The sequence below is a fragment of the Streptomyces sp. NPDC008238 genome (assembly GCF_042956445.1).
In the GTDB taxonomy this organism is placed as follows: Bacteria; Actinomycetota; Actinomycetes; order Streptomycetales; family Streptomycetaceae; genus Actinacidiphila.
Window position 1 is genome coordinate 341384 of record NZ_JBIBGK010000004.1, and the last position, 23728, is coordinate 365111.

Sequence of the window (23728 nt, forward strand, 5' to 3'; positions counted from 1 at the left end):
GGTGCGCCCTCCCCGCCCCCCGTGGAGAAATCGGATTCAACCTGTGGATTACTGACCCGTTGTGGACAACTCCGTCACCCGGAAGTGGTTTCCGGCGAGCACCCCGTACTGCTCCCGCACTTCCCGGTAGCGCAGCAATTCCGCCGCCAGCGGTTCCAGCACCCGCGCCCGCCCGCAGTCGGCCGCCGCGTCGGCCATCCGCCGCTCGGCGGCCTGACCGTGCCTCCGCGCCGGGCCGCGGGCCGCGAACCGGCTCACCCGGGTGAGCAGCGGACCGCCCAGGGCGCCCACCGCCAGCAGCACGGGAGGCAGCCACCACGGCAGACGCAGCGCGCCCGCGGCCGCCACCGTCCCGGACACCAGCGCGGCCGTCGCGAGCAGCGCCAGCAGCCACTGTGCCGTACCGATCGCCGACCACCACCGGGGACGCGGCGGCTCGTCCGGAGCCGCCCGTTCCACCGCCGCGTCCAGCGCCTCCGGAAGCGTGCGGCCGCCGCGCCGCGCCGCCTCCCGCACCGCCTGCGCCCACGGAGCGGGGAGCCCCTCCACGGCCTCCGCCGCGACTGCGCGCACCGCCTCGTCGACCGAGGCGCGGGACGCCGACAGCGCCGGACGCCGGCCGTCGAGGCCGTCGTCGTCCGGCTCTCCGCCGCGGACCCGGCGCAGGTGCCGCCACGGGGTGCCGCACGCCTCGTCGGCGGCCCTGGCCCAGGCACGCTCCGCCGCCCGGCCCGCCGCCGCGGCGCCCACGGCGTGCGCGAGGCTCGCCGTGAAGTCCTCGCGGGCCCGGTCGGTGAGCCCCGCCACCGCCTCGGCGACGTACAGCGGGCGCAACCGCTCGGCGAGACCGTCCACGTCCGCGGACAGCCGCCGGCTCGCGGCGGCCCGTTCGGTCACGACCTGTGCGATGGCCGCCCTCAGCTCCGCGACACCGTCGCCGCTCAGCGCCGAGACGGCCAGCACCATGGCGCCGTCCTCGCCGTGCTCGCCGACGGCGAGCCCGTCGTCGTCCAGCAGCCGCCGCAAATCGTCCAGGACCTGCTCGACGGCCTCCTCCGGGAGCCGGTCGATCTGGTTGAGGACGACGATCGTCACGTCTGCGTGCCCGGCCAGCGGCCGCAGGTAGCGCTCGTGCAGGGCGGCGTCCGCGTACTTCTCGGGGTCGAGCACCCACACGATCACGTCGACGAGCTTGAGCACCCGGTCCACCTGGTCCCGGTGGGCGGTCGCCGCCGAGTCGTGGTCCGGCAGGTCGAGCAGGACCAGGCCGGCGGGCCCGTCGTCCGTGCGCTCCGCGCCCTCGTCCAGGACGCTGTGCCGGGCGAACCGCGCCTTGGGCGCGATGCCGAGCCGGTCCAGCAGCCCGGAGGCGCCCCGGGGGTCCCAGGCGCAGGCGACCGGCGCGGAGGTGGTGGGACGGCGGACGCCGATCCGCGACAGGTCCAGCTCCGTCAGCGCGTTGAACAGGGACGACTTCCCGCTGCCCGTCGCCCCCGCCAGCGCCACCACCGTGTGGTCGGCGGAGAGCCGGCGCCGGTCGCCGACCCGTTCCAGCAACTCCCCCGCCCCGTCGAGCGCCTCGTGGCTCACCCGGGTGCGCGACAGCCCGAGCAGTTCCGACAGCGCGTCCACCCGCTCCGTGAGCACCTGATCACCTCTCCTGCAGTCCGTACGACTTCTGCACGACCGAAAGCTCCGCGATCAGCGAGGCCTGCTGGCCCGCCGTCACATCGAGTGCGTCCACCGGGAGCACCCGCAGTTCGCGCTCCGCGTCGAGCACGTCGCCGACGAGCCGGTCCAGCTCCTCGCGCGCCCGGTCGCCGGACCGCAGCGCCGCGTGCGCCCCGACGAGGGAGGCGAGCCGCTCGCCCGCGACCGTTCCCTTGCGGCCGCCGAGCACGGCGACGGCGATCAGCGCCGCCGCGTGCTGGGGGTCCACTCCGTCGGCGCTCCCGCGGACCGCCTGGTGCGCCAGGCGGTTCACCGTGAACCCCCAGGTGTCCACGGCGTCCTCGATCCGCTCGGCGGCGTCCTCGGCCGCCGCCTCCGGGTCGGTGTCCTCCGCCAGGGCGGTGCCCGCGCGGTCGCTGCGCCAGGCGTCGAGGGTGCGCTCGTCCGCCGTGGCGACCTCCGTCCGCAGCAGCGCGGCCAGGCTCTCGGCCAGGGCGGACAGCAGGGCCGCCGGGCCGCAGTCCGGGTAGCCGCGCCAGCTGGCCAGGGCCTCCCCGGAGAGCGGCGCCCCGGCGTCCACGGCCTCCTGGACGCGCGACTCGGCCTCGTCGTAGGCGTCGTCCACCCGGCGGGTCAGGCGCACCGCCGCGGAGTGCTGCGCGGCCGAGGCGCCGGCCAGTTCCGGGAGCCGGTTGCCGAGCGACCCCAGGACCCCGGACACGGTGCGCCGCGCCGCCTGGTGGCGGGCGGCCGGGTCCTCGGCGCAGTGCGCCAGCCAGCTGCCGAGTGCCGCCACCGCGGTGTGCGGCAGCAGGCCGCCGGCCCCCGCGGACTCGGGCAGCTCCGGGACGGTGAACCGCGGCACGTCCCCGAGCCCGGCCCGGGTCAGCAGGGCCGCGTAGTGCTGGGAGACGTCCTCGGCGATCTGGTGCGGCACCCGGTCCAGGACGGTGGCCAGGGTGACGTCGTACTCCTTGGCCGTACGGAGCAGATGCCACGGCACGGCGTCGGCGTAGCGCGACGCGGTGGTCACCAGGATCCAGATGTCGGCGGCGCAGAGCAGTTCGGCGGCGAGCTCGCGGTTGCGGGAGACGAGGGAGTCGATGTCGGGCGCGTCCAGCAGGGCGAGGCCGCGCGGCAGCGTGTCGTCGGTCTCCAGGCGCAGCCAGAGCCTGGTCTCCTCCGCCTCGCGCTCCTCGTCGCTCCCGTCCGCACCGTCCTCCCCGTCGGCGTCGGCGGCGGTCCGGGGCCGCGGTGCCCAGGCGCGGGCCAGGCCCGGCAGGACGCGCGGGTCGGCGAACCACGCGCGGTCCTGCGGGTGGCACACCAGCACCGGGGTGCGGGTGGTGGGGCGCAGCACGCCCGCGTCGCTCACCCGCCGTCCGATCAGCGAGTTCACGAGGGTCGACTTCCCCGCCCCCGTCGAGCCGCCCACCACGGCCAGCAGCGGCGCTTCGGGTGCCTTCAGCCGGGGCACCAGATAGTCGTCGAGCTGCGCCAGCAGTTCCAGTCGTGTGCGGCGGGCCCGCTCGGCACCGGGAAGGGGAAGGGGAAAACGCGCGTCCGCGACGCGGTCGCGCAGAGCCGACAGCGCGTCGAGGAGTTCGGGCCGTACATCCAAGATCGCCACAGTGGCAGAATGCCCCATTTTGATGGGTTTTTGAAGCGTATTCCGCCTAGTTCACGCCTTTCGGCCCGCAAGAAGCCCGGAACGGGACAGAAGGGCCGGAAGAGACACCGGCATAACGAGTGCACAACAGCCGCCGACTGAGGCGCCAAAACTGGTGCGACATTCGCACCTGCCTGCGATTATCAGACCGCTTCACCGAACCTACACAACGTGTCATGAAGGCGAAGCAACCGGCCGCACATGAGCCTCGCCCTATCCTTGTCCCCGGCAAGGTCACGGAACCGTCGACACAAGGGGCGGGTTCGGTCGCGGCCAACGTCCGGCCCCCGTAGCTCAGTGGATAGAGCAGGCGCCTTCTAAGCGCTTGGCCGCAGGTTCGAGTCCTGCCGGGGGCACCCACTGCGCCCCTCCCTTAGGGAGGGGCTTTTTGCTGGTCGCAGGCCTGCCGGGGCGAGCGCCGCAGCGGTCGGGGCACCTGCGCGTGATCGCGGGGGCGCCCCGGTGCCGTCCGGCCGCCACCGGGCTCTCGCGGGCCGCTCCGACGCGCGGGGGCCGGGGTTCCGGCGGGCGGGACGCGGACTCCCCCGGCCTCGATCCGGGTCCCGTAGTCCCCGAGCCGACCCGCGGCACAACGCGCGTAGGTGGCAGGCGAGACGGGGCCACCGGTGCCCGTCCGCTCGGCGCCGCGGGCCCGCGGAACACCCGCCCCACGCCACCGGCCTGGGCAGACACTCCGCAGGTCACGGCCACGATCGCCGAACGGCGGGGCACACTCGCCGGCGCGGGGGCCCGCTGCCGAGCGGTGCGCGGGGCACGGCGGGAAACCGCCCCGCGAGGACGCCCCGTGCTGTCCGGGGACGAGCGGATCCGCGGGGCTCGGGCCCCCGGCTTCCCCGTACGGCACGGCACGGGTGCCGCCCGCTCGGCGCGCAGCCGCCGGGCTCCGCCTGATCAGCCCAGTTGCTCGGCCAGTCCGACGATGATGCCCTCCGGGCCGCGGAGGTAGCAGAGCAGATAACTGTCCTCGAACCGGGCGATCCCGCCCAGGAGTTCGGCGCCGTGCGGGCGCAGGCGGGCGACGGTGTCCTCGATGTCGTCCACGGCGAACATGACGCGGTGCGTGCCCAGGACGTTGTGCGGCCGGTCGCGCGGCCCGGCGCTGATCGCGGCGGGGCTGCGGTACTTCGCCAGCTCGAGCCGGCTGCGGCCGTCCGGGGTCCGGACCATTGCGATGTCGCAGTGCACGCCGTCGAGTCCGGTGCACTGGTCGGCGAAGGGGCCCTGGACCTCCGCCCTGCCCTCCAGCTCCATGCCGAGCTCCACGAAGAACGCGACGGCGGCGTCCAGGTCCTCGACGACGATGCCGACGTTGTCCATCCGCTGAATCGCCATGCCGGTCTCTCCCTCTTCCTCGTGCGGCCGGTGCGGCCGCTGGTGTCCCTGGGACGGAGCCGATCACACGTCCTCGACATCCGCGGACCGCCGGACCCGGGGGGATCCGTCCGGAGGCACGAACCCGCCCGCCAGGGTAGGCGTGCCCGGCCTGAAGCTTGCCGCCCGCAGTGCTACGGCGCCGGTGGACGTCGTGGCCGACCGTGGTCGGGTGGGGCGTCCACCGGCGGGGCTGTGGTAGCTGCCGGGGTCCGGGTCAGATGACGGTCAGCGTCAGGACCGCCGTGTACGTGCCGGGCGGCGTGGAGCTCGGGGCGTCGAGGTCGAGGCCGGCCCCGACGTCCGTGGTGCCGGGGCCGACTCCGCTGGCCAGCGTCCGGACGTCCTTGAGCCCGCTGCCGTCGCCGGGGGCGACCGGGGCGCCCGCCGTGACGGACCGGACGTTGCCGCGGTCGACGATCGCGGGGGCCCAGGTCAGGCTGCTCCCGTCGAGGACGCTTCCGGCCTGGCCCCTGAAGTCGCCGACCTGGCCCGTAGCCGTCCAGTCGATGTTGCCGGGGCGGGTGTCCGTGACGGTGACCGGGGTCATCTGCCCCGTGGTGTGCAGGTACTCGCCCGAGGGGTCGAGCTGCGGACCGGGCAACTCGACGTGCGCGTCACCCGCCACGGAGATCAGCAACGCCCCCGGCGCGAGGGTCGTGGTGATCGACTGCGTCCGGCCGCCGGGGACGCTGCCGTCGCACGGCGTGCTGCCCACCCGGTCGCAGGGGGACGGGTAAGGAGCCGTCAACGCCAGGGTGTTGGTGCCGTCGGTGGAGAAGGTGGGGTTGTGGCAGCCCTTGATGTCGATGCTCTGGACGTCGGCGCCGGGAATCCTGCGGACCTGGTTCAGGCCCGCCTGGACGAGGTTGATGGGCAGTGGCGAGTAGCCCAGCTTGCTCACGTGCTGCTGCCCCTGGCAGAGGAAGTAGTACGCGAAGGCACCGAGGGACTCGCCCTTCTGCAGGGTGAAGTTGCGCTCCACCTTGGTCGGGACGATCGCGTAGCCGTACCCGGAGAGGGGGTAGGCGCGCGGGTCCGTGCTGTCGTAGACGCCGTCGAGGGCCTGCGTCAGGTAGTCGGGCGAGGAGCTGTCCTCGTTGATCCGCGCCTTCAGCAGGGCGACCGCGACGTTCTGCGCGGTGGGCGCGACGTAGTACCCGGCCTTGTTGAGCACCTTGGCGACGGGCGACCTGGTGGTGATCGCCGCGTAGGAGTACTCGACGTACGTGATGGCGCCCTCGTTGCGGGACTGCGCCACGTAGCCGGCCACGCCGTTCGAGCCCGCCTGGCTGACGAAGCCGCTGCCCTGCGCAATCGGGTAGTTCGAGGTCATCCCGCAAGGGGTGCTGCGGCCGGCCCTGCGGCAGTAGTCGTCCCACAGCGACGGGTACTGCTTGCTCATCCAGGTGCTGAACTGCGCCGTGGTGCCGGAGCCGTCGGAACGCACCACCGGGACGACCGGACGGGAGGGCAGCGTGGCGGCGAGCCCCGGGTTGTCGGCCTTGATGGCGGGATCGTTCCACTTCGTGATCCGGCCGGTGAAGATCTTGGCGATGACCTCGCCGGACAGCCGCAGGTCGGTGACGGGCCGGCCGCCGATGGTGAGGTTGTACATGAACGACGTGCCACCGGCCACGATCGGCATGTACGCGTACTGGCGCGACGGCGGCGGGTCGGCGACGCCGGAGTCCTCGAGGCCGTAGGGGATGTCGGAGACGGCGAAGTCCACGGTGCCGTTGCGGAACTGGGTGCGGCCGTCCCACGAGCCCGTGCCGTTGTAGTTCACGTGCATGCCGTCCTGATGGACGTTCGCCGTCCATTGGTTGAGCGCGTTCTGGCTCCAGGTCGACCCGGCACCAGAGATCGGCACGTGTGTCGCGGCGGTCGCCGGGGTGGCGCCGAACAGGAGGGCGGCCAGGAGGGAGAGGGCGGTGACGATGGTCGGGCGTGCGAAGAGTGCCGGACGCGGGCCGGGCATGGCGGGTGACTCCTGATCGGTGTGGAGGGGTGCGGGCCGTGGTGGTGGGGCGGTTGCGGGTGACCGGAGGGCCTGGGGTGGGCGCGCCCGCTCATGCGCGCTCGACGTCCCGGCGCGGACCCGCACCGACCGGAACGGTGCCGCTGATCGCCGACCGCTTGCCATGAACCGTCGTTCCCCCCTGTCGCGGGGCACGGTGTCCGTGCCCCGGGCGCGATCGAGGGTCACTCCCCGTGCCCGATCGCATCGCGCAAGGATGCGCGGCCGGCCGCAACCCGGGGCGGCGGAAAGGTGAAGGCCGAACAGCGAACGCACCAACGCCGGGACCCCGGTGGCCCGGGTCCGCGACGGCGGCCTCAGCCCGTCACGCGGTCGATCGTCTCCAGGACGTCCGCCCAGGGAAGGCCGCGCCCGCCGGGCGCGTCGCCCGGTTCCGGCACGGGCCGTACGTCCGGGTCGGGCAGCAGGTGGACGCCCGCCGCGCGGAGGGTCGCGAGGTGGCCCGGCCACGCGGGGTGGCGGGCGTGGGCCGCGCTGACGACGGGGACGGCCACGAGTGGCACGTGCGGGGTGCCGAGGACCTCGGCGAGCAGGGTGAGGGCCTGGTTGTCGGCGATGCCGAGGGCGAGCTTGGCCAGGGTGTCGGCATCGGCCGGAGCCAGCACGCAGCAGTCCGGGTCCGGATGGGGCCGCGGCTCGCCGGGGAGCCGCGACCGGTCGCGTACGGGCAGGCCGGTGGCGTCGCGCAGCCGCCCGGTCTCGCCCTGTTCGCGCAGCCGGAGTGCGGCGGCCGGGGTGAGCGTGACGGCAACGCGCCAGCCGCGGGCGATCGCGGGCAGCACGAGTCCCTCGCGCAGGGTCTCGGCGCCGTCGGCGGCCGAGCCGACGACGGCGAGGACCCCGCGGGCCGGCCGTGCCCGCGGTGGGGACGTGTACGAAGGCATGACCACCCCTTACCCGAACCGGCCCTCCACGTAGTCGGCCGTCCGCGGGTCGGTCGGGCTGCCGAACATGGCCGTGGTGGGGCCGTGCTCCACGATGCCGCCGGGCGTGCCCTGTTCCGCGAGGAAGAAGGCGCACTGGTCCGAGACGCGGGCGGCCTGCTGCATGTTGTGGGTGACGATCACGATCGTGACCTCGTGGGCCAGTTCGCGGATCGTCTCCTCGATGCGCCGGGTCGAGGTGGGGTCCAGGGCCGAGCAGGGCTCGTCCATGAGCAGCACCTTGGGCCGTACGGCCAGCGAGCGGGCGATGCACAGGCGCTGCTGCTGACCGCCGGAGAGGGCGCCGCCGGGCTGGCGCAGCCGGGCCCGGACCTCCTTCCAGAGGCCGGCCTTGGTCAGGCACTCCTCGACGAGGTCGTCCTTCAGGGAGTCGCGGACCCGCTGGCCGGTGAGCTTGAGGCCCGCGGTGACGTTGTCGTAGATCGACATCGCCGGGAAGGGGTTGGGCTTCTGGAAGACCATGCCGATGCGGCGGCGGGCCTCGGTGAGGCGGCGTCCGCGGGCGTAGATGTCCTCGCCGTCCAGCAGGACCTCGCCGGCCAGGGATGCGGAGGGCACGAGCTCGTGCATGCGGTTGAGGGTCCGCAGGAAGGTGGACTTGCCGCAGCCCGAGGGGCCGATGAGGGCGGTGACCTGCCCGGCGGGCATGGTCAGGGAGACCCGTTCGAGGACCTTGTGGTCGCCGAACCAGCACGAGATGCGGCGGGCGTCCAGGGTCGCGCCGGCGTGGGCGTCCTCGGTGATCGGCGGGAGCGGGATGGTGGTCTCGGTCACGAACGGGTCCTCACATCAGGTTGGGCAGGAGCAGTGCCGCGTGGTCCGCGACGAGGAGGCCGAGCAGGCCGAGCACGGGGACGCCGACGACCCAGGCGTGCCGCCGTCCCCAGCGGGCGTGGGCCCAGGCGAGACCGGCGGCGGCGAGGAGCATGGCCTGGCCCCACAGGACGACCGGCAGCCAGGCGGACTCCTGGACGGCCATCGCGGCCTCTTCGGCGGGCAGCGCGCCGGCCGGAACGGCGGGGGCGGAGGCGGGCTGGACGTCGGACATCAGGTCCGCGTCCACCCGCAGGATGCCCTTCGGCATGAAGGGGGTGCCCTCGGCGGTGATCAGCGTCAGGCGGCCCTTGCCGGCCGCGGGCGGCGCGGGCTGGGGGTCACCGGCGCGGCGGACCGCGGCGACGCGGTAGCGGTGCACGCCCTGACCGGTGGTCACGGTGAGCTGCTCGCCCGGGTGGAGACCGCCGAGGTGCCGGAACGGGCCGCCGTAGGTCGCCTGGCGCCCCATGATGACGCTGACGCCGGCCTGGCCGGGCAGCGGGGTGTCGCGGCGGTGGCCCGGACCGCGGGTCAGGACCTCCGAGGTGGTGCCCTCGCCGACGACCTCGCGCAGGCCGAGCCCGGGGACGGAGAGCACCGCCACCGGGGTGCCGGAGGTCAGCGGCTTGAGGCCGTCGCCCGAGCCGCCCACGGGTGCCACGCCGTTGGCGAGGTCGTTGCGCAGGGCGGCGTAGTCGACCTGCTGGTCGCGGGCGTGGCGGACCTGGCCGAGCAGGCCCACGTCCACGACGAAGCCGAGGAGCAGGGCCGCCAGGATGCTCAGTGCCGCACCGGTGACCCGCAGGCCGGGGCCGGCCGGACGCGTGCGCGTCCGGCCGGCCGGCGGCCCCGGCGGGGTGCGGTCCGCCGGCCCGTCCCCCGAGGGGGCGGGCCGGTCGTGGCCGGGGGCCACGCGGACCGGGGTGCCGAGCTGGGTCATCCGACCTTCACCGACTTGGAGGTGGCGCTGCCGTTGGAGTAGCCCGACCGCTTGGCGGTGATCTTGACCGCGACGCGGTGCCCGCGGTCGGACTTGGTCAGCACGTAGGTGGAGTGCGTGGCGCCGCGGATCACCTTGCCGTCACGCCGCCACTCGTAGCTGTAGGACGTGGCGGAGGGCTTCCAGCTGCCGGCCTTGGCGGTGAGCCGCTTGCCGACCTTGGCGGTGCCGCTGACGGTCGGCAGCTTGGTGTACTTCAGGGCCGGGCCGACGGCCACGGTCACCGCGGGGCTGGTCGCCGCGGTGCTGCCGGTGCTGTTCTTCGCGGTGATCCGGCAGGAGACCTTGTGTTTGTAGTCGCTCGAGGTCAGGCCGAAGGTCTTCGCGGTCGCGCCGCTGATGACCTTGCTGTCGCGCAGCCAGCCGTACGCGTACGAGGTCGCCCCGCTGAACGTGGCGGAACAGGTCACCTGCGAGGCGACCTTGGCGGTGCCGGTCACCTTCGCGGCGGTGACGACCACCGGGGGCTTGACCTTGACCGTGTACGGGAGGGCCGCCGAGACCGAGGGCTTGTACGCCGCCGCGTCGGCCGGGGTGAACGCCGCGGTCAGCGTGTGAGTGCCGACGCCCAGGGCGCCGGTGCTCAGCGAGGCGGTGCCGTTCGACACGGTGACCGGCGAGCCTATCTGGGCCGAGCCGTCCAGGAAGCGGACCAAGCCCGCGGCCGCGGCCGGGGCCACCGTCGCGGTGAGCTTCACCGCGGTGCCCTGCACCACCGGGCTCGCCGGGGAGGCGGCGAGGGTGGTCGTTGTGGCGGCCTGGGTGGGGGGCGGGGTGCTCTGGTACGTGGTGTCGGAGGTGAACCAGACGGCGGTGGTGAAGTCGCCGTACGTCGCCGACCCGAAGGCCTTGCGGCAGGTCAGGGTGAAGTCGTAGCGGCCCTTCAGCTCGTCGAAGCCCGCGTCCTTCGCGTAGTCGCGCATCGTCTGCATCAGCGGCACGGTGAAGCCGCCGCCGGGGGCCCCGGGGTAGATGGCGATCTCCGAGTTGCCCACCACGTTCTGGCCCTCGGCCGGGAAGCCCGAACCGGTCACCTTGACGATGAGGTTGGTCGCCTCGTCGGGGCACGGCGCCGACGTGGTCAGCGACATCCCCGACAGGTCCGTGCCGGTGGCCGGCGCGACCTCCATGGAGCCGATGACCTCGGCCCTGGCCGTCCCGGCGACGGCGACGGCGATGCCGCCGGCCGCGAGCGCCGAAGCGAGCACCAGCGAGAGCCGCCGGCGCACGGTCGTGATCTTCATGGTCGTTCCCCGCCGTCTCAGTCGTTCGAGGAGTCGGAGAAGGACAGCAGGCCGCGGCGGCGCGCCTGCCGGACGACCACGGTCCCGGCCCCGACCAGGGCGGCCGCGGCGGCGGCCAGCCAGCCGGCGTCGGCGCCGGTGGCGGCCAGCGAGCCGCCGTCGTCGCCCGACGCGCCGCCGTCGACCTCGGTGGAGATGCCCTCCGAGCCGCCGTCGGTCGTGTCGCCACCGGTCGTGTCGCCACCGCTGGTGTCCGTCGGGTCACCGGTGTCGGTGGGCTCGCCGGTGTCCGTCGGGTCACCGGTGTCCGTGGGCTCGCCGGTGCCGGTCGGGTCCGTCGTCGGCGTGGTGGTGTTCGACGGGGTGGTGCTGGGCGTGGTGCTCGGGGTGGTGCTCGGGGTGCCGCCCGCGGGGTCGGTGTCCTGGTACGCGGTGTTGGAGGTGAACCAGACCGACCCCTTGTAGTCGCCGTACGAGGTCTCGCCGAACGCCAGGCGGCAGGTGACCGTGAACTCGTAGCGGCCCTGGAGCACGTCGAAGCCCGCGTCCTTCGCGTAGTCGCGCATGGTCTGCGACAGCGGAACGCGGAAGCCGCCCTCGCTCGCGGGGTAGATCTCCTTGGACGCGTTGCCGACGACGTTCATGCCCTCCTCGGGGAAGCCCGAACCGGTGACGGACACGATGACGTTGGTCGCCTCGGCCGGGCACATGCCCGAGGTGGTGAGGTCCATCCCGCTGGTGTCCGTGCCGGTGGCCGGGTTCACCTTCAGGGTGCCGATGGTGTCCGCGTGCGCGGAGGTCGAGGCCATGATGCCCACCGCCCCTCCGGCCAGGACGAGCGAGCCGAGCGCGGCCGCGGTCGAGCGGTGCAGACGTGTGAACGACACTTTCTTTCTCCTCATTGCTTGTGATGGACGTGGGTGACGGGTACTCAGCCGGACGTGTCCGCCGACGCGGTGCGTCCTCTGCGCCCGCGCACCCACTGGGCGGCGCCCGCCAGGAGCACCAGGAAGGCGACCGCGAAGCCGCCGAGCGACCAGGCGGCGAGGGAGCCGCTCCCGTCCCCGGCCGGGTCGGCCGAGGCGGCGTTCACCACGCCGGTGACACCGCCCTGGCCGGGCGCGCCGGAGGCGTACGGGGAGCCGGAGGGCACGGTGCCCTGGCCGCCGGCCGGGGCCGACGGGCCGGACCCGCCAGGGGTGGACGACGCGCCGGGACCTGCCGTACCGCCGGGCTGGGCGGAACGTGCCGCCCCGGGGTTCTCGGGGGTGGCCCGGGTGCCGTCCGTGTAGGAGGTCTTGGAGGCGAAGCGGAGCGAACCGCTGAAGTCCCGCAGGCTCTTGAGGCCGAAGGGGGCCTCCAGGCAGCTGACGGTGAAGGTGTAGGTGCCGCGCAGGGTGCTGAAACCGGCGTCGAGGGCGTAGTCCTGCATCGTGTACGTCAGCGGGACCACGGGTCCGCCGCCGGGCGCCGACGGGTAGGTGCCGATCTCGGAGTTGCCGACGACGACCTTGCCGTCGCGGGGGAATCCGGCGCCCTTCACCCACGCGATGAGGTTCCGCGTCCCGTCCGGGCAGGGCCCGGCGGCGGTGAGGGTCATGGGCTCGGTGGCGCTGCCGTGCTGCGGCGCGACCGTGAGGCCGCCGCGCTCGGCGGCGTGGGCCGCGGGGGCGCCCGCCCACAGCGAGAGGGCGGCCAGCACCATGGCGACGGGGGCGGAGGCGCGCGAGGCGGGGGCCGGCTTCTTCGGCGAGGCCGCGGCGGTGCGCGCGGCGTCCGGGCGCTGACCGCGGCGGCGGCGCCTGCGGCGGACCCACCACACGACGGCCGCCACGACGACGACGAGCAGCACGGCCAGCAGCGACCAGGGCACCGCCCAGAAGCCCTGGGTGCGGGTCAGGCTCGGCAGGTCGGGGATCGCGACGTCACCGCGTACGGAGACCGCGTCGACCGAGACGGTGGTGGCGTCCCGCACCGTGGGCAGGACGCCGGTGGCCGTGACGCTGATCCTCAGCGCGTTGCCCGGCAGGATCTCGGCGAGGTCGCGCGAGCCCTTCACCGTGGCGATGCCCCCGAACGCGTCGTGGACGCGGACCGTCTGCTCGGCGGCAAGCCGGACGTTGCCGGAGTTGCGCACGGTGTACGACACCGTCGCGGTGCCGGTCCCGAAGGGGTTGGCCGTGCCGTGGTACTCGGTGTGGACGTCCTCGACGTCGAGCAGCGGCCGCAGCCGGCCGGCCACCCGCAGGTACATCCGGGCGCCGACGCGCTGGTCGACCTGGACCCGGTCGCCCTTGGCGCTGGTGCGCACCGCGGACAGCGAGGCGACGATGCCGGCGGGATGGTCGCCGGGGCTCACGGTGCGGGGCACGGTCAGCGTGAAGGGGACGATGACGCGGGAGCGGGAGGCCACGGTCACCCGGGACCTGCCGAGCTTGACCCAGGTGCCGGCGTCGGCGGACTTGGTGGCCCGCGGCAGCAGGTCGAAGCCGCCCTCGGCGGAGTTGACGGCGTCGGCGGCGTAGACGTCCAGCGTCAGCGGCTCGGCGCTGTAGTTCCAGATGGCGATGTGGTCCCGGATGACGGCTCCGGGGGTCACGCCGTACGAGTAGTGGGGCCGGCCGTCGGGCTTGTCGGCCGTCGACGGCTGGACGCCGAAGGTGGTGCGCCCGTTCGGGCCCGCGCCGGGTCGTGCGGTGGCCGCGTGCGAGGCGGCGGCCTGCGGGGTGGCGGCCGACGCCGTTTCGGCGGCCGGGAGTACGGCGAGGACGCAGGCGGCCAGGACGGCGGCGATACGGCGGGCTGATCGTGTGATCATGTCAGGTCGTCCGATCGGGCGCGGGTGGGACGGGGTGGTACGGGGGGCCGCGGCAGGGTGCCGGGGCACATGGCCGTGCGTGCGGACGGGCCGGACCCGGGAGCCGGGACGGGCATCGCTGCCCGTCCCGGCCCGGGCCGGCCCCGGGGGCGTCAGCGCCCCTCAGGCCGTCCGCCGGCTCAGATGGCCGTCAGGGTGAGGGTCGCGGTGTAGGTGCCGGCCACGGTGGAGGTCGGCACGTTCAGAGCGAGGTCCGCACCCAGGTGCGCGGTACCGAGGCCGGTACCGGTGGCCAGGGAGCGGGAGGCCTTCAGACCGCCCTGACCGGCGTCACCGGAGGCGACACCCTGCGCCGCGGCGACCGCGGAGCCGGCGGTGACGGTCTGCGCCGGGGCGTGGTCGACCACGTTCGGCGTCCAGCCCAGGTTCTGGCCGTTGATGGCGTGCGTGCCACCGTCGGAGAAGTCGGTCACCTGGCCGCTGACGCTCCAGCCGGGGTTGCCGGCGCGGGTGTCGGTCAGGGTGACGGTGTTGATGTCGCCCGCGGTCGTCAGCAGGTCGCCGTCGGCGTTCAGCACCGGCGACGGCAGGGTGACGTGCGGGTTGTCGACGCTGATGACCAGGGCGCCGGACTCGACGGTGGTGGTGATGTCCTGCGAGGCGGAGACGCCCGCGAAGTCACCGATCAGGTACGGCACGGCGCCGGAGTCGGAACCGGTGTAGGCCGCGGAGTTCGCCGGGACGAAGGTGGCGGAGAAGGCGTGCTCACCCTTGTCGAGGCTGCTGGTGGTGTAGGAGGCCTGGCCGCCCGAGACGGGGACGGTGGCCAGCGTGGTGGTGTTACCGCCCACGGTGTCCTGGAACTTCACGGAACCGGCCGCGGCGGCGGGGGTGACCGTGGCGTTCATGGTGACCGGGCTGAACTGCGGCGTGGTGTCGGACGGCGAGATGGCCAGCGAGGTCGTCGTCGCCGTCGCCTGCGGGGCGTTCACCTTGTACGCCACCGCGGTGGAGGCGGACGGGTTGTACGCCGCGCCGGTCGGGGTGAACTCGGCGGTCAGGTCGTGGTCGCCCGCGGCCAGCGCGTTCGTGGTGAGGACCGCGGTGCCGGCGGAGACGGTGACCGGGGAGCCGAGCGCGGTGCCGTTGTCCTTGAACTGCACCTTGCCCGCGGCGGCGGCCGGGGCCACGTTCGCGGTCAGCGTGACCGTCTCGCCCTCGGTGACCGGGCTGGCCGGGGAGGCCGCGAGGGAGGTGGTGGTGTCGGTCTTCACGCTCGGGTCGGTGTCCTGGTACGTCTCGTTGGACGTGAACCAGATCGAACCGGTGAAGTCGCCGAAGTTCGAGGAGCCGAAGGCCAGGCGGCAGGTGACCTTGAAGGAGTACTCGCCCTTCAGCTCGTTGAAGCCGGCGTCCTTGGCGTAGTCGCGCATGGTCTGCGTCAGCGGGATGACCATCCCGCCGTCACCGGAGATCGGGTAGATCTCCTTGGACGCGTTGCCGACGACGGTCTGGCCCTCGGCCGGGAAGCCCGAACCGGTGACGGACACGATGACGTTGGTCGCCTCGTCGGGGCAGGCGCCCGTGGTGGTCAGCGCGATGCCCGTGGTGTCGGTACCGGTGGCCGGGTTGAAGGACAGGCTGCCGATCTCGGCGGCGTGCGCGGCGGGGGCCGCGATCAGGCCGGCCGCGCAGGCGGCGACGAGGCTCGCGAGACCGCCCGCCATGGCCCGCGAGAGCTTGTTCTTGAACACTGTCGTGTTCTCCCTCTTCGGAGGTTGCGAAGGTGACGGAAACAGCAGGGCGTGATCAGGGGGTCTGCTTGCTGGTGTCGCCGCAGTTGGCGTTGGCAGCGAAGCCGTAGGTGTTGATCACGTCGGTCTTCTGGCAGATCAGCGAGTTCGAGCCGACGAAGACCGTGCTCCACGGCGCGGTGCCGACCTTGCTGGTCGGGATCACGTTGTAGACGTCGCGCTTCACACCGAAGTTGCTGTTCAGCACGGTCGGCGCGAGACCGTCGATGGTGCCGAGGACGGCCTTGCCGCGGAGGTCCGCGATGGTCTGCGTGGCCTGCGAGCTGTACTGGGCGATGGAGAACGGCACGATCGACTTGTCGTCGAGGACGCGGCCGTCGTGCTCCTGCACCGGGTTGCCGTTCTTGGCGTCCTTGATGCAGGGGTAGACGCCGTTCTTCACGTCGGTGTCCGAGATGCCGACGGTGGACTCCCAGAAGCTGCGCGTGCCGGAGCCCGCCTGCGGGAGGTACGCCGTCATGGTGAAGTTGGGAGCGGTGCCCACGTAGTCCTTGTTGCAGGTGTAGATCTGCTTCAGGTCGTTCAGCGTGAGCTTGCGCGGGATCTGGCTGGAGCCGGTGATCGCGTAGGTCACGCCGTCCACGGCGAACGGGACGTAGGTGAGGTCCGGGTCCACGGCGCCCAGGTTGAGGCTGGAGGACCGGGCGAAGTCCAGGCAGTTGTCGCCGGCCTGGAGGGAGGCGACCAGGGCGTTGCGGCCGGCACCCGAACCGTTCGGGCGGTCGATGGTGCAGGCGGCGCCGCTCTTGGTCGAGATCTTCGTCGTGCCGGTGGCGTCGTAGGAGCCGATGACCTTCTGGCCGCCGATGGTGATCGACTGGGCCATGCCGTTCATGACGTCCTGGGTGGTGTCGGAGCCGACACCGGACAGCTGGCGGAAGGCCGGGGCACCGGAGGGGTCGGCGACGGCGACGCTGCCGCAGACGGTACCGGTGAGCAGGCCGGCGGCGCCGATGACGGCCACTGCGAACTTGCGCATGTTCACTTGCGTTTACCTCTCGGATAGGCTTGCGCCGGGTGGTGCCCGGCACGGTTGTTTCAGACAGTTCGTTGGCGCGGACCTGTCGTGGTCTCGGGTTCGGGCATCACCCCCTCGGCTCTCGTCCGGACGTGCCCTTCGCACGCCAGGTCTGGAAGCCCGCCGCGAGTCGCGGCGCCACCCTCGGCAGGAGGGGGCCGCAGACCGCCGCGACGAGCCCGGCGGCCAGGGCGACCAGGAGGACGTAGCGCATGGCGCCCAGCGCCCATGCCGGAGTGCGGCCCAGCGGGCTCTCGGCGGCCACGGGGACCGGCGGCGCCGTGGACGCCTGGGTGCTCGGCGGGGGCGAGGACGGCGTCGTGGAAGGCGTGGTGCCGACGGTCTGACCGCCGCCGCTGCCACTGCCGCCCGAACCGCCGCCCGTGCCGTCGGAGGTGTTCTCGCCCTCCTCCTCGGGCACGGAGGGGCCCGACCGGGACACGACGGCGTCGGCGGCCGACTCGGTCTGCTTGCGCAGCGACGCCGGCAGCGGGGCGTACCCCTCGGGGAGCGTGCCGGGGGTCACTCCGGGCGCCTGGCCCTTGCCCACGGCGTACCGCAGCAGCGCGGCGTAGTCCCGGCCCTCCTGCTTGCTGAGCCTCTCGGGGACGGTGGCGGCGTAGGTGAGGACCGTGAGCGGGTAGGCGTTCTTGGCGGCGGCCCTGGGGTCGCTCACCATGACGCCGCCCACCGGGCCGGCCTTCATGCTCTTCTGCGCGGCGAGCATGGCCGCGTCGGTGGGCGCCACGAAGGCGCCGGAGGCGTTCTGCAGGTTCGCCGTCACCAGTCCGTACCGCCGGGCGGTCGGGGTGTCGGTCACCGCCAGGATGGCCCGCCTGCCCGCCGGCTGCGGGGGGTCCTTCTTGTAGGCGGGCGGCTGGCTGGTCGGGTCCCAGTTGCCGCGGGCCAGCGTGTCGCCGCGGGCGGCGGAGCGGGCCGCGTTGCGCAGGTCGGTCGCGTAGGGGTGCTTGTCGAGGATGCACAGCGGCTGGTCCGGGTGGTCCTCGAACTGCTGGCAGTACGGGTCGCTCTTCGGGAAGTTGTCGACGGGCAGGTCCAGGTCCTTGTAGTTCGGGTTGACCGTCATGCCCGAGAAACCCGGGTCGCCGTGGCTGCCCTTGTTGTCGGGCGTGCCGTCGAGGAACTCACGGGCGGCGGGGTCGCTGTCGATCCAGCTCCACAGCTGCGCGGTCGCGTCCGAGAGGGGCTGCGGCACCAGCGCGTCACCGAGGGCACCGAGGAAGTCCAGATCCTTGTACTTCGGGTTGTACTTGATGAACTCCGGATCGTGTCCCAGGTTGTACGGGTTCTTCGCGGTGCTCTCGGCGAAGCGCGAGTTGCCGTCCTGGTACGACTCGGTGAGCAGTTTGGCGACCAGCCGCGGGGTGAGGTTCAGCGACTCCAGCCGGAGGCCGTTGTCCGCGCGGACGTCCTCCGGCGCGGAGGACGCCGCATGGCTCTCGATGAAGAAGCCGAGGGTCAGCCCGGACAGGGTGACCGGGGCGTAGACGGGCTTGGCGTCCGGGGCGAACGTGGACGGATCCGCGGCCCGGTTGAGGAACACCATGCCCGGCTCCTCCGTCGACAGGTTCTCCCGGGCGCCGGCGTCGCCCGCCGGCGCGAACCCGTAGATGGTCTTGTTGCCGGTCTGGCAGAGGGTGGGCTGCCAGCGGTGCACGGCCTCGGCGACCATCTCGGTGCCCAGGGTGGGACGCTCGGCCGCGCCGATGGGGCAGTACGTGCCGGTCCGCTCGAAGCGCAGGGGGAAGACCAGGCGCTCCTTCCAGTTGGTCGCCGACAGCGGCGAGGACTGGAGCAGGCCGTCCGACTGCGCCTTGTACGAGGTCCCGTCGACCTCCGTCTCGCCACGGGGGACGACGACGAGCCAGCACGAACGCGCGCCGGACTTCCCCTTCGGGACGTCGCCGCAGCCGAGGCCGGGGGCCTCCGCCGCGGTCTGGACCTCGAAGTAGACCTCCCCGGTCCCGTTGGAACCGGTGCGCGCGTAGGGCACCTCGTTGGTGGTGTTCGAGTCGAAGAACTCATTGGTGTTGCCCTTGTCGAACACGTCCCCGCTCACGGCGCGGAAGGGCGCGAACGAGATGCTGCTGCCCGAGGCGGGCGGCGGCAGCGTCTGCGCCGGGTCCTTGAGGCCTCCGTAGCTGAGCTGCCGGGTGTTGGTCCAGGCGCCGGCCGCCTGTCCGCCCGTGCCCGCGCCCAGGTCGGCCGAACCGCCGAACTGGCACTGCTCGGGGCTCGGACCCGCGGGGTCGTCGCCCCAGCACTGCATGATCTGCAGGTAGTCGGCGGGGTACTTGCTGTCGTCGACGGTGGGGACCGCGCCCTTCCAGCTGATCTTCACGACCTGGTTGACCAGGCTGCTCGTCTGGTCGACGGTCACCTTGAGGTCGGCGAAGTCCCCCTTGCCGGAGACGGTCATCCCGGAGCCGGAGTCGGCCTGGGAGACGGTGGCGGGCGCCGCCGCCGCGGCCATCACCAGGGCGCAGGCGACGAGTACGGCGCGGTGCGCCGCCCGGCGGAGACGCGCGGGGATCACGACCGCCTCCGCTTCGGGTTCAGGAGCGACGTGAGCAGCGGCGGCGCGACCGTCAGTGCCAGCAACAGCACCGCGGCGAGCACCATTAGGGCGGTGCGCGTGCCGCCGCCGATGCTGCTCGCGGTGGTGACCGGCGTGGAGTACGCGCCGTCCTCACCCCCGGAGGCGCCCGTCGAACCGTCGTTGGCGACCACCTGTCCGGTGTCGGGGTCGACCGAGGGCGACGCGTTCGTGCCGCCGGCCGATGTGCCGTCCGAGTTCCCGCCCGACGTGCCCGTGGCGGACCCGCTCCCGCTGCCGGACGAGCCGGCGGACGTACCGCTGCTGCCGGAACCGCCGGTGCCCGAGCCGCCCGACGAGCCGGAACCGCCCTTGACCGTGGTCGACGTCGTGTTGCCGCCGGTGCCCGTGGCGCACTGGCGGCCTCCCTGCTTGTCGCAGGGCTGCGGGTAGGGCGCGTTCTTGGCGAGGGTGTTGGTGCCGTCGGTGGAGAAGGTGGGGTTCTGGCACTTCTTGACGTCGATCGACTCGACGTCGACCCCGGGGATGCGGCGGACCTGCGCGAGGCCGGCCTTCACCAGGTTGATCGGCAGGGGCGAGAACCCGAGTTTGCCGACGCTCTTCTGGCCTTCGCACAGGAAGTAGTAGGCGAACGCACCGAGGGTCTTGCCCTTCAGCTCGCTGAAGTTGTTCTCGACCTTGGTCGGAATGATCATGTAGCTGTAGCTGGACAGCGGGTAGGTCCGGCGGTCCGTGTCGTTGTAGACGCCGTCCAGCTTCTGGGTGAGCGTCTTGTCGTCGATCTGCGCCTTCAGCAGCGCCACGGCCACGTTCTTGTCGGTCGGCTCGACGTAGTAGCCCGCCTTGTTGAGCACCTTGACGACCGGGAAGTGCGTGGTGACCTTCGCGTAGGAGTACTCGACGTACGTGATCGTGCCGACGTTGCGCTGCGCGGCGACGTAGCCGGAGACGCCGTTGGAGCCCGCCTGGGCGACCACGGAGGATCCGGAGATCTTGGGGTAGATGGACGTCGTGCCGCACGGCGTGCTGCGGCCGGCCTTGCGGCAGTAGTCGTCCCACAGCCCGCCGTACTGCCTGGCCATCCAGGTCGTGAACTGCGCGGTGGTGCCGGAGCCGTCCGAGCGGACCACGGGGACGACCGGACGCGCCGGCAGCGACGCGGCGAGTGCCGGGTTGTCCTTCTTGATCGCCGGGTCGTTCCAGGTCTTGATGACACCGGTGAAGATCTTGGTGATGACCTCGCCGGACAGCCGCAGGTTGGTCACCTGCTTGTTGCCGATCTTGAGGTTGTACATGAACGACGTGCCGCCGGCCACGATCGGCATGTACGCGTACTTGCGGCGGGGCGGGGTGTCGACGACGCCCGAGTCCTTGATGCCGTAGGGGATCTCGGAGACGGCGAAGTCGACGGTGCCGTTGCGGTACTGGTTGCGGCCGTCGGAGGAGCCGGTCCCGTTGTAGGTGACCTTCATGTTGTACTGCTGGACGTTGGCCGTCCACTGGTCCATCGCGTTCTGGCTCCAGGTGGAGCCGGCGCCCGCGATCGGGACGTACGTCACGGCGGCCGCCTCTTCGGCGACGGGCAGCGAGGCGCCGAAGAGCAGCGCCGCCAGCATCAGGGCGAGGGCTGTCAGAGCTCTGAAGCGGGAACGTTCGGACGGTGCCGGACGTGCTCCGGGCATGGCGGGTGACTCCTGATCGGTGCGGTCGGTGCCCTGGTGGCGGGCGGGGTGGACGGTCACGGCTGGGTCCCGGTCGCGGACGTGGACTGCGCGAGCGGAGCCGGCCGGCGGTTCATGCGCTCCGCGTCACGGCGGGAGGCCAGCACCCGCCGGTGCTGCTGCCCCCGGGACAGCTCACCCGCGCCGCGGCCGCCGAGGACGCGGGCCAGCAGGAAGAGCAGCAGGACGAGCGCCATCAGCAGCCCGGCGCAGCCGAACCCGCGGGCGATCATGTTGGGCTGGGGAGAGGCCACCAGCTGGAAGGTGGCCAGCGGCAGCGAGACCTGGGGCCCGCTCAGCGGGTCGGCGTTGAGCGAGGGGTTGGCTCCGGCGGTGAGCAGCACCGGGGACGTCTCGCCGATGCCGCGGGCGGTCCCGAGGATCACCGCGGTCGTCAGACCGGAACGGGAGGTCGGCAGCACGACGGTCCAGATCGTGCGCCACTGACCCGAACCGAGCGCGTAGGAGGCCTCGCGCAGGGAACCCGGCACCAGCCGGATGACCACGTCGGCCGCGCGGATGATGATCGGCAGCATCATCACGCTCAGCGCGAGCCCGGCGGCGAGGCCGGACTTCTCGAAGTGGAGAATGAGGATGAAGGTGGCGTAGATGAACAGGCCCGCCACGATCGAGGGCAGCGCGGTCATCGCCTCGACGACGGTCCGCACGAAACGCGCGTAGGTGCCCGGAACCTCGTTGAGGAACACCGCGCACAGCAGGCCCAGCGGCACGGTGATCGCCAGCGCGGTGCTGATCTGCTCCAGGGTGCCGACCATCGCGTGCAGCACGCCGCCCTGGGTGAGCGGGGCCAGAGGGCCCGTGCCGCCCATGTTCTGGGTGAAGAAGTTGAGGTGCGCCAGCGCGGGCCTGCCGCGGTACAGGGCGTATCCGACCACGAAGAGCAGGGCCAGCAGGAGCAGCATCGCCAGGCTCTGCCAGATGACGGCGGCGACCCGGTCGCGCACCGCGACGCGGTTCTGGTCGAGGGAGACCAGCACCGCGTACAGGGCGACGAAGAGTACGTAGGCGACGACCACGAAGCCCAGCAGCGAGTCGAACGGGGCGATCCAGCCGAACAGCACGAACGTCAGGGCCACGGATCCGGCCAGTGCGCCGCCGAGGGCCAGCCGGTCCTCTGCCGTCACGGGCGAGGTGCTGCGGCGCACCTCCGGCCCGGCGTCGTCCTCGCGGGTCGGTGTCGTCGTCCGCAGTGTCTTGAGGAGATCGGTCATTTCAGGCCTCCGCCCCCGCACCCGAGCGGCTGCGCGCCACGATCGAGGAGGCGATGAAGTTGACGATGAGGGTCATGATGAAGAGGGCGAGGCCCGCGGCCATGAGGGCCGACATGCCGAGTTCGCTCGCGGATCCGTAGCGGAGGGCGATCAGCGACGACACGGAGATGGCGCCGTTCTGCAGGATGTGCGGCTGGATCTCGAACACCGGCGAGATGATCATGTAGACCGCGATGGTCTCGCCGAGTGCCCGGCCGAGACCGAGCATCGTCCCGCCGATCACGCCGCCGAGCCCGAAGGGCAGGACGACGGAGCGGATCATGCCCCACCTGGTGGCACCGAGCGCGAACGCGCCCTCGCGCTCACCGGGCGGTGCCTGGGAGAACGCCTCGCGCATGACGGAGCAGGCGATCGGGGTCACCATCAGCGCCACGACCATGGCGGCGATGAAGGTGGAGGACGTGTAGACCGTCATGCTCGCCAGCGGGTTGTCGGGCTCGGCCCCGTTGACCTTGAAGATCGGGATCCAGCCGAAGTACGTGGAGATCCAGCGGGAGAGGCCGACCACGTGCCCCTGGAGGAAGAACGCCCCCCACAGGCCGTAGACCACGCTCGGCACCGCCGCCATGAGGTCGACGAGGCTGACCAGGAACCGCTTCAACCGTCGCGGGGCGTACTCCGAGATGTACAGCGCCGTGCCCAGCGCCAGGGGCAGGGCGAAGCAGATGGCGACCACGCCGATCAGCACCGTGCCGGTGAGCACCGCCGCGATGCCGAAGTGGTGGGAGTCGGGCTCCCAGGCGGTGGTGGTGAGGAAGGAGAAGCCGGCGACGCTCAGCGCCTCCCACGCGCGGTAGGTGAGGAAGAAGCCGACCAGCAGCATGATCGCGAGCACCGCGGCACCGCTGCCGCGGGCGACGAGGCGGAAGACGCGGTCGGCCGGCTCGGGGGACGAACTGATGTCGCGCGGTACGTCCTCGGCGGCGGGGCCGGGCTCCGTGCCGGTGAGATCGGGAGCGAGTGCGGTCATCGTGCCACCGCCCCGAGGCGGGAACCGGCGGTCGCCGCGGGCGCCGCGGATGCGGCGGTAGCAGTGGGTACGGCGGTCGCAGTGGGTACGGCGGCTGAGGCAGCGGCGGGTCCGGCGGTCGCGACGGCTGCGGCGGTCACGGCCCGGACGGGGGTGTCCCGCCGGGGCCCGCCACGCGGTTCCTCCGGTTCTCCTCGCGTAGACCCCGGGGACGACGACGCGCGCAGGCCGCGCAGCCGCGGCCGGTGGGCCGTGCCCTCGGTCATCTCGGCGACCGGGACCGCGGCCAGGAAGCGCCCGAGGTTCTGCTGGCACTCGCGCAGGCGGTGGTACGTCCGGCCGGACACGGCGACGTCCTTGCCGCCGAGTTCGACGCGCCACGTCCAGGTGCCGCCCGCGTGGGCCATGGACAGCTGCGCCCGGACCTGACCGATGTGCTCGCGGAGCATGAGCACGGCGGCCTGGCACTCCGCGAGGGAGGCATAGGTGACCGCGCTGCGGCCCAGTTCGCGGTTGTTGGCGCCGACCAGGCGCCAGCCGATCGCGGTGGCCCGCACCCCGGGACGCTCGTCCCGGTCGCCGCGGTCGTCGCGGCCCCGGCGGTCCGGGCCGTCGGGTCTGGCTCCCCCGCCGGGTCTCGCGGTGCGCGGAGAGCCGTCCGGGGCGTGCCCGGAGTCCTCCGGGTCCACCGGTCGCGCAGGCGATGAGGCCTGTGGCAGGGACCTGCCATCACCGTGGGC

The 23728-nt window shown here is 72.9% G+C and carries 17 protein-coding genes and 1 tRNA gene; 1 reads left to right on the forward strand and 17 read right to left on the reverse strand.

The annotated features are described in order from the left end of the window. Positions 1-48: 48 nt before the first annotated feature. On the reverse strand, positions 49-1647 hold the full coding sequence (locus ACFZAU_RS13860) for a GTPase (protein WP_500552290.1): 1599 nt from the start codon (positions 1645-1647) through the stop codon (positions 49-51). 4 nt (positions 1648-1651) lie between these two features. Continuing rightward, a complete protein-coding gene (locus tag ACFZAU_RS13865; RefSeq protein WP_500552291.1) occupies positions 1652-3319 on the reverse strand; it encodes a dynamin family protein in 1668 nt (555 codons plus the stop codon). 304 nt (positions 3320-3623) lie between these two features. On the opposite strand from ACFZAU_RS13865, the gene ACFZAU_RS13870 reads away from it, so the two are divergent. After that, positions 3624-3696: transfer RNA gene (locus ACFZAU_RS13870), tRNA-Arg, on the forward strand. Between the two features lie 556 nt (positions 3697-4252). Here the strand turns inward: ACFZAU_RS13870 and ACFZAU_RS13875 are convergent. From ACFZAU_RS13875 to ACFZAU_RS13945, 15 genes are all read right to left on the reverse strand, one after another. Next, on the reverse strand, positions 4253-4693 hold the full coding sequence (locus tag ACFZAU_RS13875) for a VOC family protein (RefSeq protein ID WP_500552292.1): 441 nt from the start codon (positions 4691-4693) through the stop codon (positions 4253-4255). A gap of 256 nt (positions 4694-4949) precedes the next feature. After that, positions 4950-6713 carry a phosphate ABC transporter substrate-binding protein PstS gene (gene pstS / locus ACFZAU_RS13880; protein WP_500552293.1) on the reverse strand — a complete coding sequence of 588 codons (1764 nt, stop codon included), beginning with the start codon at positions 6711-6713 and terminating at the stop codon, positions 4950-4952. A 356-nt stretch (positions 6714-7069) separates the two neighbouring features. Continuing rightward, a complete protein-coding gene (locus ACFZAU_RS13885; protein WP_500552294.1) occupies positions 7070-7657 on the reverse strand; it encodes a flavoprotein in 588 nt (195 codons plus the stop codon). A 9-nt stretch (positions 7658-7666) separates the two neighbouring features. Beyond that, the gene (locus ACFZAU_RS13890; RefSeq protein ID WP_499599358.1) at positions 7667-8431 is read right to left on the reverse strand and encodes a phosphate ABC transporter ATP-binding protein; all 765 of its coding nucleotides are present in this window, start codon (positions 8429-8431) and stop codon (positions 7667-7669) included. A gap of 70 nt (positions 8432-8501) precedes the next feature. Continuing rightward, positions 8502-9473, reverse strand: a complete 972-nt coding sequence (locus tag ACFZAU_RS13895) for a sortase domain-containing protein (protein ID WP_500552295.1) — start codon at positions 9471-9473, stop codon at positions 8502-8504. Continuing rightward, the gene (locus ACFZAU_RS13900) at positions 9470-10777 is read right to left on the reverse strand and encodes an Ig-like domain repeat protein (protein ID WP_500552296.1); all 1308 of its coding nucleotides are present in this window, start codon (positions 10775-10777) and stop codon (positions 9470-9472) included. Before ACFZAU_RS13900 ends, ACFZAU_RS13895 begins: the two co-directional genes overlap by 4 nt. Before the next feature lie 17 nt (positions 10778-10794). Further along, positions 10795-11664, reverse strand: a complete 870-nt coding sequence (locus tag ACFZAU_RS13905; protein WP_500552297.1) for a hypothetical protein — start codon at positions 11662-11664, stop codon at positions 10795-10797. Positions 11665-11708: 44 nt separating this feature from the next. Then, positions 11709-13595: a hypothetical protein gene (locus tag ACFZAU_RS13910; protein ID WP_500552298.1), complete on the reverse strand. Its 1887-nt coding sequence runs from the start codon at positions 13593-13595 to the stop codon at positions 11709-11711. A 179-nt stretch (positions 13596-13774) separates the two neighbouring features. Continuing rightward, the gene (locus ACFZAU_RS13915) at positions 13775-15349 is read right to left on the reverse strand and encodes an Ig-like domain-containing protein (protein ID WP_500552299.1); all 1575 of its coding nucleotides are present in this window, start codon (positions 15347-15349) and stop codon (positions 13775-13777) included. Positions 15350-15404: 55 nt separating this feature from the next. Then, positions 15405-16388, reverse strand: coding sequence for a hypothetical protein (locus ACFZAU_RS13920; RefSeq protein WP_500461507.1), 984 nt, complete (start codon positions 16386-16388; stop codon positions 15405-15407). Between the two features lie 106 nt (positions 16389-16494). Continuing rightward, positions 16495-18984, reverse strand: coding sequence for a hypothetical protein (locus tag ACFZAU_RS13925; RefSeq protein ID WP_500552300.1), 2490 nt, complete (start codon positions 18982-18984; stop codon positions 16495-16497). After that, entirely contained in the window at positions 18981-20687 is a 1707-nt protein-coding gene (pstS, locus tag ACFZAU_RS13930; RefSeq protein WP_500552301.1) for a phosphate ABC transporter substrate-binding protein PstS, read from the reverse strand. The genes ACFZAU_RS13925 and pstS (ACFZAU_RS13930) overlap by 4 nt, the downstream gene beginning before the upstream one ends. Positions 20688-20743: 56 nt before the next feature. Next, positions 20744-21958 (reverse strand): phosphate ABC transporter permease PstA, encoded by a 1215-nt coding sequence (gene pstA / locus ACFZAU_RS13935; protein ID WP_500552302.1) that lies wholly within the window; start codon positions 21956-21958, stop codon positions 20744-20746. Position 21959: 1 nt separating this feature from the next. Then, positions 21960-22988, reverse strand: a complete 1029-nt coding sequence (gene pstC / locus ACFZAU_RS13940; RefSeq protein WP_500461503.1) for a phosphate ABC transporter permease subunit PstC — start codon at positions 22986-22988, stop codon at positions 21960-21962. Then, complete coding sequence (locus ACFZAU_RS13945) at positions 22985-23545, reverse strand: hypothetical protein (RefSeq protein WP_500552303.1); 561 nt, start codon at positions 23543-23545, stop codon at positions 22985-22987. Before ACFZAU_RS13945 ends, pstC begins: the two co-directional genes overlap by 4 nt. Between the last annotated feature and the right edge of the window lie 183 nt (positions 23546-23728).

What these genes read in the sequence shown, in the direction of transcription:
- ACFZAU_RS13865 (WP_500552291.1), bottom strand. Translation starts at nt 3,319, where the DNA reads ATGGGGCATTCTGCCACTGTGGCGATCTTGGATGTACGGCCCGAACTC.
- ACFZAU_RS13875 (WP_500552292.1), bottom strand. Translation starts at nt 4,693, where the DNA reads ATGGCGATTCAGCGGATGGACAACGTCGGCATCGTCGTCGAGGACCTG.
- pstS (WP_500552293.1), bottom strand. Translation starts at nt 6,713, where the DNA reads ATGCCCGGCCCGCGTCCGGCACTCTTCGCACGCCCGACCATCGTCACC.
- ACFZAU_RS13885 (WP_500552294.1), bottom strand. Translation starts at nt 7,657, where the DNA reads ATGCCTTCGTACACGTCCCCACCGCGGGCACGGCCGGCCCGCGGGGTC.
- ACFZAU_RS13895 (WP_500552295.1), bottom strand. Translation starts at nt 9,473, where the DNA reads ATGACCCAGCTCGGCACCCCGGTCCGCGTGGCCCCCGGCCACGACCGG.
- ACFZAU_RS13900 (WP_500552296.1), bottom strand. Translation starts at nt 10,777, where the DNA reads ATGAAGATCACGACCGTGCGCCGGCGGCTCTCGCTGGTGCTCGCTTCG.
- ACFZAU_RS13910 (WP_500552298.1), bottom strand. Translation starts at nt 13,595, where the DNA reads ATGATCACACGATCAGCCCGCCGTATCGCCGCCGTCCTGGCCGCCTGC.
- ACFZAU_RS13920 (WP_500461507.1), bottom strand. Translation starts at nt 16,388, where the DNA reads ATGCGCAAGTTCGCAGTGGCCGTCATCGGCGCCGCCGGCCTGCTCACC.
- pstS (WP_500552301.1), bottom strand. Translation starts at nt 20,687, where the DNA reads ATGCCCGGAGCACGTCCGGCACCGTCCGAACGTTCCCGCTTCAGAGCT.
- pstA (WP_500552302.1), bottom strand. Translation starts at nt 21,958, where the DNA reads ATGACCGATCTCCTCAAGACACTGCGGACGACGACACCGACCCGCGAG.
- pstC (WP_500461503.1), bottom strand. Translation starts at nt 22,988, where the DNA reads ATGACCGCACTCGCTCCCGATCTCACCGGCACGGAGCCCGGCCCCGCC.